Origin of the sequence: Kitasatospora sp. NPDC002040 (assembly GCF_040296785.1) — a bacterium.
Taxonomy (GTDB): domain Bacteria; phylum Actinomycetota; class Actinomycetes; order Streptomycetales; family Streptomycetaceae; genus Kitasatospora.
Genome location: NZ_JBEOXV010000006.1, coordinates 197,161 through 211,823, shown reverse-complemented (window position 1 = coordinate 211,823; position 14,663 = coordinate 197,161). Strand labels below are relative to the sequence as shown.

The 14,663-nt window shown below is 72.8% G+C and carries 14 protein-coding genes; 5 read left to right on the top strand and 9 right to left on the bottom strand.

Annotated elements, in window-relative coordinates:
- Window positions 1–13 precede the first annotated feature (13 nt).
- Together ABT118_RS17965 and ABT118_RS17960 are read right to left on the bottom strand one after the other, a co-directional pair.
- Window positions 14–1,057: an NAD-dependent epimerase/dehydratase family protein gene (locus tag ABT118_RS17965; protein ID WP_350669508.1), complete on the bottom strand. Its 1,044-nt coding sequence runs from the start codon at window positions 1,055–1,057 to the stop codon at window positions 14–16.
- Window positions 1,058–1,143: 86 nt separating this feature from the next.
- Window positions 1,144–1,854: a TetR/AcrR family transcriptional regulator gene (locus ABT118_RS17960; RefSeq protein WP_350669506.1), complete on the bottom strand. Its 711-nt coding sequence runs from the start codon at window positions 1,852–1,854 to the stop codon at window positions 1,144–1,146.
- A 154-nt stretch (window positions 1,855–2,008) separates the two neighbouring features.
- On the opposite strand from ABT118_RS17960, the gene ABT118_RS17955 reads away from it, so the two are divergent.
- The 4 genes from ABT118_RS17955 (at window position 2,009) to ABT118_RS17940 (ending at window position 6,911) form a co-directional block, all read left to right on the top strand.
- Window positions 2,009–3,463, top strand: coding sequence for an APC family permease (locus tag ABT118_RS17955; protein WP_350669678.1), 1,455 nt, complete (start codon window positions 2,009–2,011; stop codon window positions 3,461–3,463).
- A gap of 36 nt (window positions 3,464–3,499) precedes the next feature.
- Window positions 3,500–5,134 carry an amidohydrolase gene (locus ABT118_RS17950; RefSeq protein WP_350669503.1) on the top strand — a complete coding sequence of 545 codons (1,635 nt, stop codon included), beginning with the start codon at window positions 3,500–3,502 and terminating at the stop codon, window positions 5,132–5,134.
- A 130-nt stretch (window positions 5,135–5,264) separates the two neighbouring features.
- Window positions 5,265–6,206 (top strand): esterase/lipase family protein, encoded by a 942-nt coding sequence (locus ABT118_RS17945; RefSeq protein ID WP_350669502.1) that lies wholly within the window; start codon window positions 5,265–5,267, stop codon window positions 6,204–6,206.
- A gap of 48 nt (window positions 6,207–6,254) precedes the next feature.
- Window positions 6,255–6,911 (top strand): pyridoxamine 5'-phosphate oxidase family protein, encoded by a 657-nt coding sequence (locus ABT118_RS17940; protein WP_350669501.1) that lies wholly within the window; start codon window positions 6,255–6,257, stop codon window positions 6,909–6,911.
- Window positions 6,912–6,924: 13 nt separating this feature from the next.
- On the opposite strand, the gene ABT118_RS17935 is transcribed toward ABT118_RS17940, so the two are convergent.
- From ABT118_RS17935 to ABT118_RS17920, 4 genes are read right to left on the bottom strand one after another with little or no spacing between them, the layout of a single operon-like run.
- Entirely contained in the window at window positions 6,925–8,175 is a 1,251-nt protein-coding gene (locus ABT118_RS17935; RefSeq protein WP_350669500.1) for a cytochrome P450, read from the bottom strand.
- Window positions 8,172–8,720: a cupin domain-containing protein gene (locus ABT118_RS17930; protein ID WP_350669499.1), complete on the bottom strand. Its 549-nt coding sequence runs from the start codon at window positions 8,718–8,720 to the stop codon at window positions 8,172–8,174. Before ABT118_RS17930 ends, ABT118_RS17935 begins: the two co-directional genes overlap by 4 nt.
- Before the next feature lie 10 nt (window positions 8,721–8,730).
- Window positions 8,731–9,936, bottom strand: a complete 1,206-nt coding sequence (locus tag ABT118_RS17925) for a cytochrome P450 (protein ID WP_350669498.1) — start codon at window positions 9,934–9,936, stop codon at window positions 8,731–8,733.
- Entirely contained in the window at window positions 9,933–11,027 is a 1,095-nt protein-coding gene (locus ABT118_RS17920) for a type III polyketide synthase (protein ID WP_350669496.1), read from the bottom strand. The genes ABT118_RS17925 and ABT118_RS17920 overlap by 4 nt, the downstream gene beginning before the upstream one ends.
- Window positions 11,028–11,223: 196 nt before the next feature.
- On the opposite strand from ABT118_RS17920, the gene ABT118_RS17915 reads away from it, so the two are divergent.
- On the top strand, window positions 11,224–11,913 hold the full coding sequence (locus tag ABT118_RS17915; protein WP_350669494.1) for a hypothetical protein: 690 nt from the start codon (window positions 11,224–11,226) through the stop codon (window positions 11,911–11,913).
- Here ABT118_RS17915 and ABT118_RS17910 read toward each other — a convergent pair.
- The 3 genes from ABT118_RS17910 to qcrB are packed head-to-tail and all read right to left on the bottom strand — an operon-like array spanning window position 11,905 to window position 14,654.
- Entirely contained in the window at window positions 11,905–12,564 is a 660-nt protein-coding gene (locus tag ABT118_RS17910) for a hypothetical protein (RefSeq protein WP_350669493.1), read from the bottom strand. The genes ABT118_RS17915 and ABT118_RS17910 overlap by 9 nt on opposite strands.
- Window positions 12,565–12,620: 56 nt before the next feature.
- On the bottom strand, window positions 12,621–13,064 hold the full coding sequence (locus ABT118_RS17905; protein WP_350669492.1) for a PPOX class F420-dependent oxidoreductase: 444 nt from the start codon (window positions 13,062–13,064) through the stop codon (window positions 12,621–12,623).
- 12 nt (window positions 13,065–13,076) lie between these two features.
- Window positions 13,077–14,654 (bottom strand): cytochrome bc1 complex cytochrome b subunit, encoded by a 1,578-nt coding sequence (gene qcrB, locus ABT118_RS17900; protein WP_350669491.1) that lies wholly within the window; start codon window positions 14,652–14,654, stop codon window positions 13,077–13,079.
- Window positions 14,655–14,663: the final 9 nt, after the last annotated feature.

Genomic DNA, 14,663 nt, shown 5'->3' with positions numbered 1-14,663 from the left:
CGGCGGGCCGGAGTCAGCCGGTTGCGGCGGCGAAGGCGGCCATGCCGGCGGCGAACGGGACCCGGGGGCGCCAGCCCAGTTCGGCCCGGAGCCGGGAGGAGTCCGCGGTGATGTGCCGGACGTCGCCCAGGCGGTAGTCGCCGGTGACGACCGGGGCCGGGCCGCCGTGGGCGGTGGCCAGCGCGGTGGCCAACTCGCCCACGGTGTGCGGCTCCCCGCTGCCGACGTTGTAGACCCGGGCGGTGCCGGGCGGCCGTTCCGCGACGGCGGTCAGGGCGGCCAGGTTGGCCGCCGCGACATCGTCCACGTGCACGAAGTCGCGCCGCTGGCCGCCGTCCTCGAACACCAGTGGCGCCTCGCCGCGCGCCAGCGCCGAGCGGAACAGCGAGGCCACCCCGGCGTACGGGGTGTCGCGCGGCATCCCGGGCCCGTACACGTTGTGGTACCGCAGCGTCAGCACCCGTCCGCCCCCGGCCCGGGCCCAGGCGGAGGCCAGGTGCTCCTGCGCCAGCTTGGTGGCGGCGTACACGTTGCGCGGATCGGTGCGGGCGTCCTCGGACACCAGCCCGGGAGCGAGCGGGGCGCCGCAGTGCGGGCAGGGCGGCTCGAACCGTCCGGCGTCCAGGTCGGCCGCCGCGCGGGGGCCGGGGGCGACGTCGCCGTGCCGGGGGCACCGGTGCCGTCCCTCGCCGTACACCACCATCGAACCGGCCAGCACCAGCCGGCCCACCCCGGCCCGGGCCATCCCGGCCAGCAGCACGGCGGTGCCGAGGTCGTTGCACCCGGCGTACTCGGGCGCGTCGTCCAGGTCGACGCCGAGGCCGACCATCGCCGCCTGGTGGCAGACCGCGTCGACGCCCTCCAGCGCCGCCGCCACGGTGTCCCGGTCGCGGACGTCGCCGCGGCGGAACTCCACCCCCTCGGGCAGCACCGGCTCCGAGCGGTGCACGGCGGGCAGCAGCGCGTCCAGCACCCGGACCCGGTGGCCCGAGCGCACCAGCAGCCCGGCGACGGCCGAACCGATGAACCCGGCACCGCCGGTCAGCAGAATCTCCATGCCGCCGACCGTAGGCCCGGACCACCCGCCGGGGCGGCAACGCTGCCGCACCGTCAGCGACCGGTAAGAACCTGCGCCGCAGCCGGTCAGGCCGGGGGCAGTCGGGCGGCGAAGGCGGAGAGCAGCAGGTCGAGGGCGAGCGGGTAGGCGCTGCGGTTCATCTCGGCGGTGAGCAGCGGGGCGGTGGCGGCGATGTGCGGGTGGGTGTCGGCGGGCAGGCGGGCGTAGTTGAGCTGCCAGACGGACGCGTCGGCGGCCCGGGCCGGGGCGGGGAGGGCGTCCACGGCGGCGTCCAGGGCGGCGAAGGCCAGGCCCTGGTCGACGAAGGCGTGGTAGAGCTCGACCGCCTCCCGGTCGGGGAAGCCGGCCCGGCGGAGGATGCCGAGGATGTTCTCGACCGCCTGGATCTCGTACGTCCGGCCGGTGGTCCGGTAGGCGGCCAGCAGGGCGGCCTGCGGGTGGGCGCAGTAGGCGCGGTGGATCCGCAGGCCGATCTCGCGCAGGTCCGCCCGCCAGTCGCCGGTGGCCTGCCAGCCGTGCTGGGCCCGGCCGACCAGTTCGTCGGTGATGGCCAGCAACAGGTCGTCGGTGCTGTGGAAGTACCGGTACAGCGCGCTGGGGTCGGCGCCCAGCGCCGCGCCGAGGCGGCGGACCGTCAGCGCCTCGGAGCCGTGCTGGCCCAGCAGCCGGAGCGCGGTCTCGACGATGACGGCCGCCGAGAGCACGGTGCCCTGCTTGGTCGGCCGCCGTCGGCGCCGCTCGGGCTCGTGCACCACCCGGTCTGCTCGCTCGTCCATGGCGTGCACCTTATGACAACGGCATTGACGTGTGAAGGGCCCGGGAGTTTCATTTGCCGGACCCGGGGCTGACCGAAAGCCCCCTGGTCAAGGCGGTGGTCTGTTGACTGCGACAGCGAAGGACGGGGCGAGAACCCTGCCCCAGGGCGTCACCATGAAGAAGTCGATCGGCATCGTCGACGGGGTGGTGATCGCCGCCTCCAGTACCGCGGCGACCTCCAGCATCGGCATCGGGCTCGGCCTCACCGCCGGTGTGGTCGGGCTGCACCTGCCCGCGATCATGCTGCTGGCGTTCCTGCCGGTGCTCGGCATCGCCGTCGCGTACGGCCGGCTGAACCGGGTCGAGCCCAACGCGGGCAACAGCTACACCTGGGTCGGACGGATCCTCAGCCCCTGGCTCGGCTTCCTCACCGGCTGGGTGAACATCGTCGGCACCATCGTCTTCATGGCGTACACCACCGCCGTCACCGGCTCGGCCGTGCTCCAACTCGCGGGCCAGGCCGGGCTGCACAGCATCGGGGGCCTGGCCCTGGACCCGGACTCCACCCTGCAGACCACCCTGATCGGCCTGGCGGTGCTGGCCGCCGCCACCGTGGTCGCGGTCCGGGGGCTGGCGCTCGCCGCCCGGTTGCAGAAGTACCTGCTGATCTTCGAGTACCTGGTGCTGCTCGGCTTCTGCGGCTACGGACTGGTGGTCGGTGACCAGCCGTTCGCGCTGGAGTGGTTCAACCCCTTCGCCATCCCGAGCCTGGACGCGCTGGCCCAGGGCATGGTGCTCGCGGTGTTCTGCTACTGGGGCTTCGAGTCGGTCTTCACCGTGGCCGAGGAGGTGCACGACCCGAAGGACGCCTCCCGCGGCGGCATCGTGGCCCTGGTGATGATGATGCTGCTCTTCCTGCTCGCCGGGACGGCCTTCCAACGGGTGCTTCCGCTGGACGAGTTGGCCGACAACGGGGCCCAGGGGCTGACCTACTTCGGCGCCAAGCTGGCCGAACAGCCGCTCGCCGCACTGCCGTTGATCGCTCTCACCTTCTCCGCCGTGGCCTCGCTCCAGGCCTCGGTGATCCCGACCGCGCGCGGCACCTTCGCGATGGGCCGCGACCGCACCCTCGGCCCGGTCTGGACCCGGATCCACCCCCGCTACGGGACCCCCGCCGCCGGTACCGTGCTGCTGGTGCTGATCTCCTCCGCGATCGCGGTGCTGGCCCTGGTCATCCCCACCGTCACCGACCTGATCAGCGCGGCCGTGAACGCGATCGGCATCGTGGTGGTGCTCTACTACGCCCTCACCGCGGTGGCCGCCGCGGTCCGGTTCCGGCACCTGCTCCGGGACGAACCCCTGGCCGGCCTCCGGGTGGTGGTCGCCCCGCTGGTCAGCGCGGCCGCACTGCTCGCCGTCGGCGGCTACCTGGCCTGGAGCTTCTGGACCTCCGCCGACCACTTCGAGGTCAGCGCCGACAACGGCTGGTTCCAGCTCCTGGTCCCCGCCCTGATGATCGGTACCGGCCTGGTGGCCTGCGGCTGGGCCCGCTGGGTCCGCAGGTCGCCGTACTTCGAGACCGGCCGGGGCACCGATGCCGACCTGGTCGAACTGACGCCTTCCGCCTGACCCGCCATCCGTCCCGCCCAGTTGGGAGCTCCACCGATGAACCACGCAGACCTGCTCTTCACCGGCGGCCCGGTGTTCACCGCCGACGCCGCCAGGACCAGGGCCACCGCCCTGGCCGTCACCGGCGACCGGATCACCGCCGTCGGCCACCAGGAACTCCGGGAGCTGATCGGCCCCGGCACCGAAGTGGTGGACCTGAAGGGCAGGCTGCTGGTCCCCGGCTTCCAGGACGCGCACATCCACGCGGTGTACGGCGGCACCGAGCTGGGCGAGTGCGACCTGACCGGCACGGTCGGCGCGGACGAGTACCTGGAGCGGATCCGCGCCTTCGCCGCGGCGCACCCCGAACGGGAGTGGATCACCGGCAGCGGCTGGTCCCTGGAGAGCTTCGAAGGCGGCCTCCCCACCCGGCAGTTGATCGACTCGGTGGTCGCCGACCGCCCGGTCTACCTGGTCAACCGGGACCACCACGGCGCCTGGGCCAACACCCGCGCGCTCGAACTGGCCGGACTCACCCGGGACACCCCCGACCCGGCCGACGGCCGGATCGAGCGCGAGCCGGACGGCACCCCGAGCGGCGTGCTCCAGGAGGGCGCCACCGCCCTGGTCGCCCGGCTGGTCCCGCCGACCACCCCGGCCGACCGGCTGGCCGGGCTGCTCCGGGCCCAGCAGCTGCTGCACTCGCTCGGCATCACCGGCTGGCAGGACGCCCTGCTCGGGGTGTTCAACGGCCAGCCGGACCCCTCCGACGCCTACCTGGCCGCCGCCCGGGCGGGCACCCTGACGGCCCGGGTGAACGGCGCGCTCTGGTGGGACCGCGAGCGCGGCGCCGAGCAGATCCCGGAACTGGTGGCCAAGCGGGCCGAGTTGACCCACGGACGGTTCCGGGCCGGCTCGGTGAAGATCATGCAGGACGGCATCGCGGAGAACTTCACCGCCGCGATGACCACCCCCTACCTGGACGGCTGCGGCTGCGCCACCGCCAACTCCGGCCTCAGCTTCGTCGACCCCGAGGCCCTGCTCGGCCACGTGACCGCGCTGGACGCGCTCGACTTCCAGGTGCACTTCCACGCCCTCGGCGACCGGGCCGTCCGGGAGGCGCTGGACGCGGTCGAGGCCGCCCTCGCCGCCAACGGCCCGCGCGGCAACCGGCACCACCTGGCCCACCTCCAGGTGGTGCACCCCGACGACCTGGCCCGGTTCGCCGCCCTCGGCGCGATCGCCAACATCCAACCGCTCTGGGCCGCCCACGAGCCGCAGATGGACCAGCTCACCATCCCCTTCCTCGGCCCCGAACGCGCTGCCTGGCAGTACCCGTTCGGCGACCTGCTGCGCACCGGGGCCACCCTGGCCGCCGGCAGCGACTGGCCGGTCAGCAGCCCCGACCCGCTGGCCGGCATCCACGTCGCGGTCAACCGGATGGAGCCCGACGCCACCGACGGCCGGGTCTTCCTGCCCGAGCAGCGCCTCGACCTCGCCACCGCCCTGGCCGCCTACACGGCGGGTTCGGCGCACGTGAACGGCTGCGACGAGGCGGGCAGCCTGCGGCCCGGGCTGCTGGCCGACCTGGTGGTGCTGGACCGCGACGTGTTCGCCCACCCGGCCGAGCGGATCGCCGAGGCCCGGGTCGAACGGACGTACGTGGGCGGCCGGTTGGTGCACCAGGCGTAACGGCGCCGGGCCGCCGGACCCGGGCGTCACCGTCCTGCCCCTCGGCGCGTTGTTCCTGCTGACACGCCGTCGGGAGATCCCGCCGCTGCGGGATGCGACGGACGCTACGGGAGAAGGACGGTTCCGGAGAATGAGAGCCCTGACACGCCGACTGTCGGCGACCGCTGCCACCACCGTGCTCGCGCTGGTGGCAGCGGTCGGACCGAGCGCCGCGGCAGCCGCACCGCGTCCGGTCGAGACCGATTTCACGATCGGGTTCCTGAAGGGCTTCCTGCAGCCCGAAGCGGCCCCGGACGGCGCGAACGACTGGTCCTGCAAGCCGGGTGCGGCCCACCCCGCGCCGGTGGTGCTGGTGCACGGCACGTTCGAGAATATGAACGACAACTGGGGCGGTGCGGCGCCGCTGCTGGCCAACAACGGCTACTGCGTCTACGCCTTCAACTACGGTGCGGAGCCCGGGAACCCGATCCAGGGCACCGGACCGATCGAGCAGAGCGCGGCCCAGCTGGCCGCCTTCGTCGACCGGGTCCTGGCCGCCACCGGCGCGGCCGAGGCCGACCTGGTCGGCCACTCGCAGGGCGGCATGATGCCCCGTTACTACCTGAAGAACCTCGGCGGCGCCGCCAAGGTCGGCAAGCTGGTCGGCCTGGCCCCGAGCAACCACGGCACCACCATCCTCGGGTTCACCCGGCTGGCCACCGCGCTGGGCCTGCTGGAGCCCGCCAACCGGTTCCTGCTCGGCCCCGCCTGCCCGGCCTGCGTCCAGCAGGAGCAGGGCTCGCCGTTCCTCACCGCCCTGAACGCCGGCGGCGACACCGTCCCCGGCGTCACCTACACCGTCATCGCCTCCCGCTTCGACGAGGTGGTGACGCCGTACGAGTCGGCCTTCCTGAGCGGCCCGGACGTCACCGACACCACCCTCCAGGACGGCTGCCCGCTGGACGCCGCAGAGCACACCGAGATCGCCTACGACCCGAGGGCGCTCACCCACGTGCTCAACGCCCTCGACCCGGCCCACCCCAGGCCACTGCCCTGCCAGGCGGTGCTGCCGCTGCTCGGTCCGCTGCTCTGACGGAGTGTCAGCCCGGGCAGCGTTCGGTCGAACCTTAGAGTCACTGCCATGTCACCCACTGTGCGCACCACGGCCGAGCGGTACCCCGACCGCGTCACGTACGACCGCGAGGCGGCCTACGCCATCCTGGACGAGGCCCTCGCGGTCCACGTCGGCTTCAACACCGACCAGGGCCCGATGGTCATCCCCACCCTGCACGTCCGCGACGGGGACCGGCTCCTGCTGCACGGATCGGCGTACGGCCGGTTCATGACCACGGCGGCGGCCGGCACCCCGGTGTGCGTCACCGCGACCCTGATCGACGGCCTGATCCTCGGCCGGGCCGCCTCCCACCACTCCGCCGCCTACCGCTCCGTCATGGTCTTCGGACGGGCGACCGGCATCGAGGACGCGGAGGAACGGGCCGCCGCACTCGCGTACATCGTGGAGAGCGTCGTCCCGGGCCGTCTCTCGGGCCCGGGCGCGGCCCGCCGTCCGAGCGTCGAGGAGGCGGAGTACACGGCGGTCCTGACGCTGCCGGTCGAGGAGTTCTCGATCAAGACGCGCAGCGGCTTCGCCCGGGACGAGCCCAAGGACGACGCGGTCGAGTCCTGGGCCGGGTTCATCCCGCTGGACCTGACGCCCGGCACTCCCGTGCCGGACGCGCTCACCGGTACCCGCTTCCCCGCGCCCGACTACGCCGAGCTGCGCCGGACCCGGGGCTGAGGCGTCGGCGGAGTCACCAGCTGATCGGCAGGGTCTCCGGCCCCCGGTTGACGGTGCCCCGGCGCCAGCGGATCTCGGCGGCGGGTACGGCCAGTCGGAGGCCGGGCAGGCGGTCGAGCAGGGTGCCCAGGACGACCTCGCACTGCATCCGGGTGAGCGCGGCGCCGAGGCAGTAGTGGGCGCCGTGCCCGAAGGCCAGGTTCGGCGGCCGGTCGGTCCTGGTGAGGTCGAGCCGGTCGGGGCCGGCGAAGACGGTGGGGTCGCGGTTGGCGGCGAGGTAGGAGACGTAGACCGCCTCGCCGGACCGGATGGTGACACCGCCGACGGTGACGTCCTCGGTGGCGATCCGGGGCATGCCGACCCCGTTGCGCTGCGGGATGAAGCGGAGCAACTCCTCGACCGCAGCGGGCAGTCGGGTCCGGTCCTCGCGCAGCCAGGCCAGCTGTCCGGGGTGGGTGAGCAGGGTGTAGACCATGGTGGAGGCCTGGTTGCGGATCTGGTCCAGGGCGTTGAGGACGATCATCACCGAGAGCGAGATCAGCTCCGGCCGGCTGAGCGCCCCGGCGCCGTGGGCGGCGACCAGTTCGCTGAACAGGTCGTCGGCGGGGTGGGCGGCCCGGTGCTCGGCCAGGGTGCGGAAGTAGCCCGCGATCTCGGCCTTGACCCCGTTGCTCTCGGCCAGTGAGTGGTCGCTGGAGAGGATGACGGCGCGCCAGCCCTGCAACAGGCCGAGATCACCGGCCGGGACGCCGAGCAGCCTGCCGATCACCTGCTCGGGCAGCGGGCCGGTCAGGGCGGAGGTGAGCTCGGCGGGCGGCCCCTGGTCGAGCACGGCGTCGACCAGCCGGTCGGCGATCTCCTCGGTCTCGACCCGGAGCCGGGCCACCCGGCGGCGGTTGAAGGCCTGGGCGACCAGGCGGCGCAGCCGGGTGTGGTCGGGCGGGTCGGTGCGTCCGATGCCGCCGACCGGGGCGACCACGTGCGGGGTCATGCTGGTGACCGGCCGGTCGACGGTGAGTTCGCGGCTGAACCGGGGGTCGGAGGTGAGCTCCTTGATGTCCTCGTACCGGGTGGCCAGCCAGGCCTCGCCCTCGCCGAACCTGAGCCTGATCCGGGCGATCGGCTCCTCCCGCAGCAGCCGGTGCAGCAGCGGGTCGAACTCCAGCTCCGGCAGGTGGTCGACCGGCCAGAAGTGGGCCGTGCCGCGGGCGGGGCACACCTCGGTCAGAGGGCCGGCATCGGTCACGGGTCCGGCATCGGTCACGGGGTCGCCACCTCCACCGGGAGGTGCCGCAGCGGGGTGAGCTGCTCGATGTCGTAGCGCAGGCGCAGTGCCGCCACCGCGTCGTGGTCGATCCCGCCGTCGGCGTTCAAGAGGTCCAGCAACTCCTCGAAGTAGTGCTCGTGTTCGGGCGGCGGCGAGGCCTGGAAGAACATCCGGGCGGGCCGTCCGGTCGGGTTGGCGAAGGCGTGCGGGCAGCCGGGCGGGACCAGGATCAGCGTGCCGGGGGTGGCCCGGAGGAAGGTCCGCCCCTCCCGCGACTCCCAGTCGCGCCAGTCGGGCGTCCGGACCTTCGGTTCGAACGCGAGCACGTCCAACTCGCCGTCCAGCAGCAGGAACAGCTCCTCACTCCGGCCGTGCGCGTGCGCGCCGACGTCGAATCCGGGCGGCACCACCACCTCGAAGCTGGAGGCGGCCAGCGAGTGCGCGCCGGTCACCTTGAAGGTGACCTGCTGGGCGGCGGCGTGCACCGTCCGGCCGCCGCCGGGCGGGACCACCAGGCCGTCCCGGGGGTTCAGGTAGGTCATCGGCGCGTCCTCACCAGGTCACCGGAAGGGTTTCCGGACCACGGATCAACGCGCCGCGCTGCCAGACCAGTTGGTCCTCCGGTACGGCCAGCCGCAGGCCGGGGAAGCGGTCCCAGAGCGAGCCGACGATCAGCTCGGACTCCAGCCGGGCCAGTGCGGCGCCCGGGCAGTAGTGCGGCCCGTGGCCGAAGGCGACGTGCGGGTTGGGGCAGCGGTCGAAGTCGAGCAGCTCGGGGTCGGCGAAGACCGAGGGGTCCCGATTGGCGGTCAGGTACGAGACGTAGACCGGGTCCCCGGCCGGGATCAGCACGCCGCCGACCTCGACGTCCTCCAGTGCGATCCGGGACAGGCCGACCGCGTTACGGTGCGGGATGTACCGCAGCAGCTCGTCCACGGCCTGTGGGAGCAGGGCGGGTTGGCCCCGCAGCCGGGCCAGGTGGCCGGGGTGGGTGAGCAGCGCGAACACCATGTTGGCGCTGTTGTTGCGGACCGCGTGCCCGCCGCCGATCTGCACCAGCACGGCGAGCCCGACCGCCTCGTGCAGCTCCAGGGTGCCCTCCTGGACGGCCTCGGCCAGCACTCCGGCGAGGTCGTCGCGCGGCTCCAGCCGGCGGCAGCCGAGCAGCTCGGTGAAGTACTCGGCGAACTCCTCCTTGGCCCGCTCGCTGGCCTCCCGGCCGGCCGAGGCCGAGATGACGGTGTCGGACCAGTGCGCGATCAGGGCGTGGTCGGCCGGCGGGACGCCCATCAGCTCGCACATCATGGCGAGCGGGAACGGGCGGTTGAGGTGCGCCATCAGGTCGAGCGGGCCGCCGTGTTCGGCCATCGCGTCGAGCAGCCGGTCCATCACCTGCTGGGCGTGCTCGCGCAGCCGGTGCATGCTGCGGGCGGTGAACGCCTTGGCCACCACCCGGCGCATCCGGGTGTGGTCGGGCGGGTCGGCGAAGCCGACGGCGCCGTCCATCGGGATGAAGTGCGGGGCCAGCCGGGTGACCGAACGCCCGTACACCGCCTGGCGGCTGAACCGCGGGTCGACCGAGACGAACCTGACCTCCTCGTACCGGGTCACCAGCCAGGCGTGGCCGTCGCCGTGCGGCAGCCGGACCCGGGCCACCGGGTCCTCGTGCAGCAGGCGGTGCAGCAGTGGGTCGAAGTCGAGGCCGGGGAGGTCGGGCGGGTTCCAGAAGTGGACCGGGGCGGCCGTGGTCGTGGTCAATTCGAGCTCCTGATCAGGGTCTTGGCGAACGACTGGGGCTTCACGGGCACGGTCCAGCGGCCGAGCGCGACCTCGGCGGTGATGCCCGGGCCGAAGCCGGCGATCAGCCCGGTGGCCCGGTCCACGGCGGTGCCCTCGTCGAAGTAGCGGGCCAGGGCGTCGAAGACCACGGCGCTGGCGATGTTCCCGTACTCGGTCAGGGTGGCCCGGCTGAACCGGAAGCACTCGGGGTCGACCTTCAGATGGCTGCAGAGGTCGTCCAGGATGCGCGGCCCGCCCGCGTGCACGATGTAGAAGTCCAGCTCGGAGGCGTTCCACTTGTGCTGCTCGGCGAGTTGGACCAGCACCGGGGCGAGCGGCTCCATGGTGCCGGGGACCCGCTTGTCGAGCAGGAAGTGGAAGCCGGTGGAGCGGACACTGTAGGCGATCCACTCCTCGGTGTCCGGGACCAGGTACGAGCCGTTGCGCTCCAGGTGGACGCCGGTGCCGCCGCTGCCCCGGACCACCGCGGCGGCGACCGCGTCGCCGAACAGGCCGTTGGAGAGCAGGGTGCCGATCTCCAGGTCGGTGGGCTGGTAGCAGAGCGAGCAGAACTCGCAGGCCACGATCAGCACGTTGGCGTTCGGGTAGGCGGTGCAGAAGTCGTGCGCGCGGTTGATCGCGGCGCCGCCGGCCGCACAGCCGAGCTGGGCGATCGGGAGCTGGCGGGTCTCCGGGCGGAAGCCCATCGAGTTGATCAGCCAGGCGGTCAGCGAGGGCATCATGAAGCCGGTGCAGGAGACGTAGACGATCAGGTCGATCTCCTGCGGCGTCAGGCGTGCGTGCTCCAGTGCCTCCCGCACCACCTGGGGGACCCGGCGCTTGGCCTCCGCCTCGTAGCGCAGGTTCCTGGCCTCGAAGCCCGGGTGCGCCAGGGTCTCCTCGACCGACTGGACCAGGTGCCGCTTGCGCACCCCCGTGTTCTCGATCAGTCTGAGGGCGAGCGGCAGTTGGGGATGGTCGGCGTGGATCGACCGGGCCAGGTCGAGGGTCTCCTCCTGAGTGATCACGTACTCGGGCACGGCAACGGCGGGACGGCACAGAGTGGCCACGGGCGGGACGTTCCCCTCGCTCGACGACGACCCGCCGGACAGGGGGACACCCACCACGGGCCGGGAGCCGACCGGCTCCGGCCGGTACCCGTTCCCCCGGCCGGCCGGGAACACCGCCTGACCGGACGAACTGCACACGAAGGAACCAGCGGGTAATTCGGCGGCGGTACGGAACGGACTCGGCGATACTCGCCCGATGACCAGCTTCACCACCCACCGCGACCGGGTGCTCGACCCGGGGCTCAGCACGATGCAGCGGCACCGGGCGCTCTGGGTCTGCCTCGACGTCTTCGCGCCGTACGGATTCCTCCGCACTTACCACCACCTGACGGTCAGTGCCCTGATGCCGCGTCAGCTGGAGGACGACCCCGGGTCGCTGGTGCGCGCGGTGACCGAGCTGGACCGGGCCCGGACGATCCGACAGCAGGCCGCGGCCCGCTACGCGGAGCGGCGTCGGCAGGAGAAGCGGGCCGGGCTGCGGCGCCCGGACCGACCCGGGCCGTGGTGGTGGCCGTCGCGCCCGCGCAGCTACGTGGTGGACGAGTACTGCCACCCCGCCCTCGCACTGCCGGAGTTCGTCGGGCGCGAGGTCCGGCTGGCCGAGGGGGAGCAGCCGACTGGCTGCCGCAGCTGCGGGGACGGCCGGCCGCCGGTGCTGCGCTCGACCGGGCACGGCTTCGTGGAGCTGTGCCCGGGGTGCGGGTGGGTGCGCCAGGACTGCGGCTGCGGCCGGAGCCACGTGTTCGTGCACCCCGAGCGGGTCTCCTGGGCGAGCCTCCGGCTGCGGGAGCACCTGAACGGCGACGGGCGCCCGTTCGAGCGGCATGCTGTCGCCGAGCGGATCGCCGGCCTGGTGGAGGTCAGGCGGTCGTCGCGGTCACTCTGACGGATAGTCGGCGTCGGCGAGGTCGTCGGCCAGGTCGGCCAGGGCCAGGTCGGGATTGAGGGCCCGGACCACCTCGGTGGTCAGCGGGCGCAGGGCCAGCACGTGGCGGACGGCGGCCAGGTCGACCGGGACCTCGTAGTAGTCGGTAGCGAAGTCGGCGTACGCCTCGGCCGAGCGGTCGGTGAGGGACTGGAACAGCCAGTCGGCGCCGTCCGGGTCGGGGTGGCCGGGCGGGAAGTCGATCGCGCCGCTGTGCCACCGGTCGTCCCCGGCCAGGTGCCAGAGCGCGGCCGTGACGGTGGGGAGGCCGTCGTCGGTGAAGGCGGGCTCCTCGGCGCAGGCCCGCAGCGGCCCGGGCACCTCGTCGAGGACGCCGGGCCAGACCCGGTCCTCCGCGTACGGGCTCATCGGCGACTCGTGGTCGAAGCCGCGCAGGTAGGTGCCGGCGGGGGTGAAGGTGACCGTGTACTCGTCGCCGGAGCCGTTCCGCATCGAGGCCAGCTGCTCCCCGGGCGCCCAGTGGGCGTCGAAGGTGAAGTAGCGGTCCGGCCACTCGGGGCAGAGGATCGCGTCCAGGACGGCGAGCGCCCGGCAGTGCTCCCGCAGGATGTCGGGGGCGGGCAGCAGCGGTGCGACATCGTTGGCGGTCATGATGATCATCCAACCGTACGGCACCGACACCGCCCGCCCCGGGCCGGCAGCTGTGCTCAGTTGAGGCTGTACCAGGGCGGCGGCGTCCAGGCCGCGCCGAACGGCAGGGCGGCGTCCGGGTCGGTCAGGGTGATCCGGATGCCGACCGTGCCGGCCAGACCGAGCCGCAGCCGGCTCCGGACCAGCGCGAGCATCCCGGTCAGGCCGTACTTGTTGAGCAGCGAGGTGCGGTAGCACGCGGTGGTGTCGGGGTCGCAGAGCACGGCCCGGGCCGTCCGCCGCCCGCCGAGCGGGCGGCCGTGCTGGTCGCAGGGTTCGACCAGGACGCCGGGGTGGCTGCGGACGTGGCGGACCACGGCCGAGTCGGTGCGGGCCCAGACGCCGAGGGCCGGGCCGTCCGGCACCACCCAGGTGGTGGCGGTGGCGGAGCTGCCGTCGTCCTCGAAGCTGGTGATCAGCAGGTGTCGGGTGTCGGCGAGTTGGGTGCTGTGCCGGCTCATCTCGCGCCTCCGTCAGTGCTCGTCGGTGTGGGCGATCGCGCGGTACTCCTCGGCGGTCGGCCGGCTGATCTGTCCGGCCGGGCCGTAGTAGGCGTGCGAGGCACGGACCCGGGCCCGGGTCAGCAGCCCCGCCCGGGGCGGGAGTTCGGCGGGGGTGTGCTGCTCGTGCGCGGTCAGTCGGTGCAACTCGGCCGGGGAGAGCGGCTGGTGGAGTTCGACGAACTCGCCGCCGGGTGTCCGCTGGATGATGCCCGTCTCCCGGCCGTGCAACACCTTGTCGCGGTCCCGCCGTTGCAGGCCCAGGCACCAGCGCTTGGTGACCGTGAAGACCAGGACCGGCACCACGAACACGCCGATCCGCACCGCGTAGGTGATGCTGTTCAGCGAGAGGTGCAGCTGGGTGGCGAACAGGTCGTTGCCGCCGCCGGCCAGCAGGACCAGGTAGAGGCTGATCCAGGCCGCGCCGAACGCGGTCCGTACCGGGGCGTTGCGCGGGCGGTCCAGCAGGTGGTGCTCGCGGCCGTCCCGGGTGATCCAGCTCTCGATGAAGGGGTAGGCCGCGATGGCGGCCAGCACCAGCGGGAAGGCCAGGAACGGGATCAGGATGCCGAGGTTGAGGGTGTGCCCCCAGAGGCCGATCTCCCAGCCCGGCATCACCCGGATCAGGCCCTCGGCGAAGCCCATGTACCAGTCCGGCTGGGCGTCGGTGGAGACCTGGTCGGGGCGGTACGGACCGTACGCCCAGATCGGGTTGACGGTGGCGACCGCCGACATGGCCGCGATGACGCCGAAGACGAGGAAGAAGAAGCCGCCCGCCTTGGCCAGGTAGACCGGCATCAGCGGCATGCCGACCACGTTCTGCTCGGTCCGGCCGGGCCCGGCCCACTGGGTGTGCTTGTGGTAGAAGACCAGGATCAGGTGCGCCACCAGCAGGCCCAGCATGATCCCGGGTATCAGCAGCACGTGGATGGTGAAGAACCGCGGCACGATGTCGGTGCCGGGGAACTCCCCGCCGAACAGGAACATCTGCAGGTACGTGCCGACCAGCGGCACCGCCAGCGTGACGCCCTCGACGAAGCGGATGCCGGTGCCGGAGAGCAGGTCGTCCGGGAGCGAGTAGCCCATGAAGCCGTCCATCAGCCCGAGGAACAGCAGCAGGAAGCCGAACAGCCAGTTGACCTCGCGCGGCTTGCGGAACGCGCCGGTGAAGAAGACCCGCATCATGTGCACGAACATCGCCGCCACGAACACCAGCGCGGCCCAGTGGTGGATCTGACGGATCAGCAGCCCGCCGCGCACCTCGAAGCTGAGGTTCATGGTGGAGGCGTAGGCCTCCGACATCCGGATGCCGTTCAGCGGGGCGTAGGAACCGTGGTAGACCACCTCGGCCATGCTCGGCTTGAAGAACATGGTCAGGTAGACGCCGGTCAGGATGATCACGACGAAGCTGTACAGGCAGATCTCGCCGAGCATGAAGGACCAGTGGTCCGGAAAGATCTTCCGCAGATTGGTCCGGGCGAGCGTGTGGATGCCCAGTCGGCCGTCCATCCAGTCCGCCGCGCGGCGCCCCGAGTTCTGACGGGTGGTCATGGCACTCCC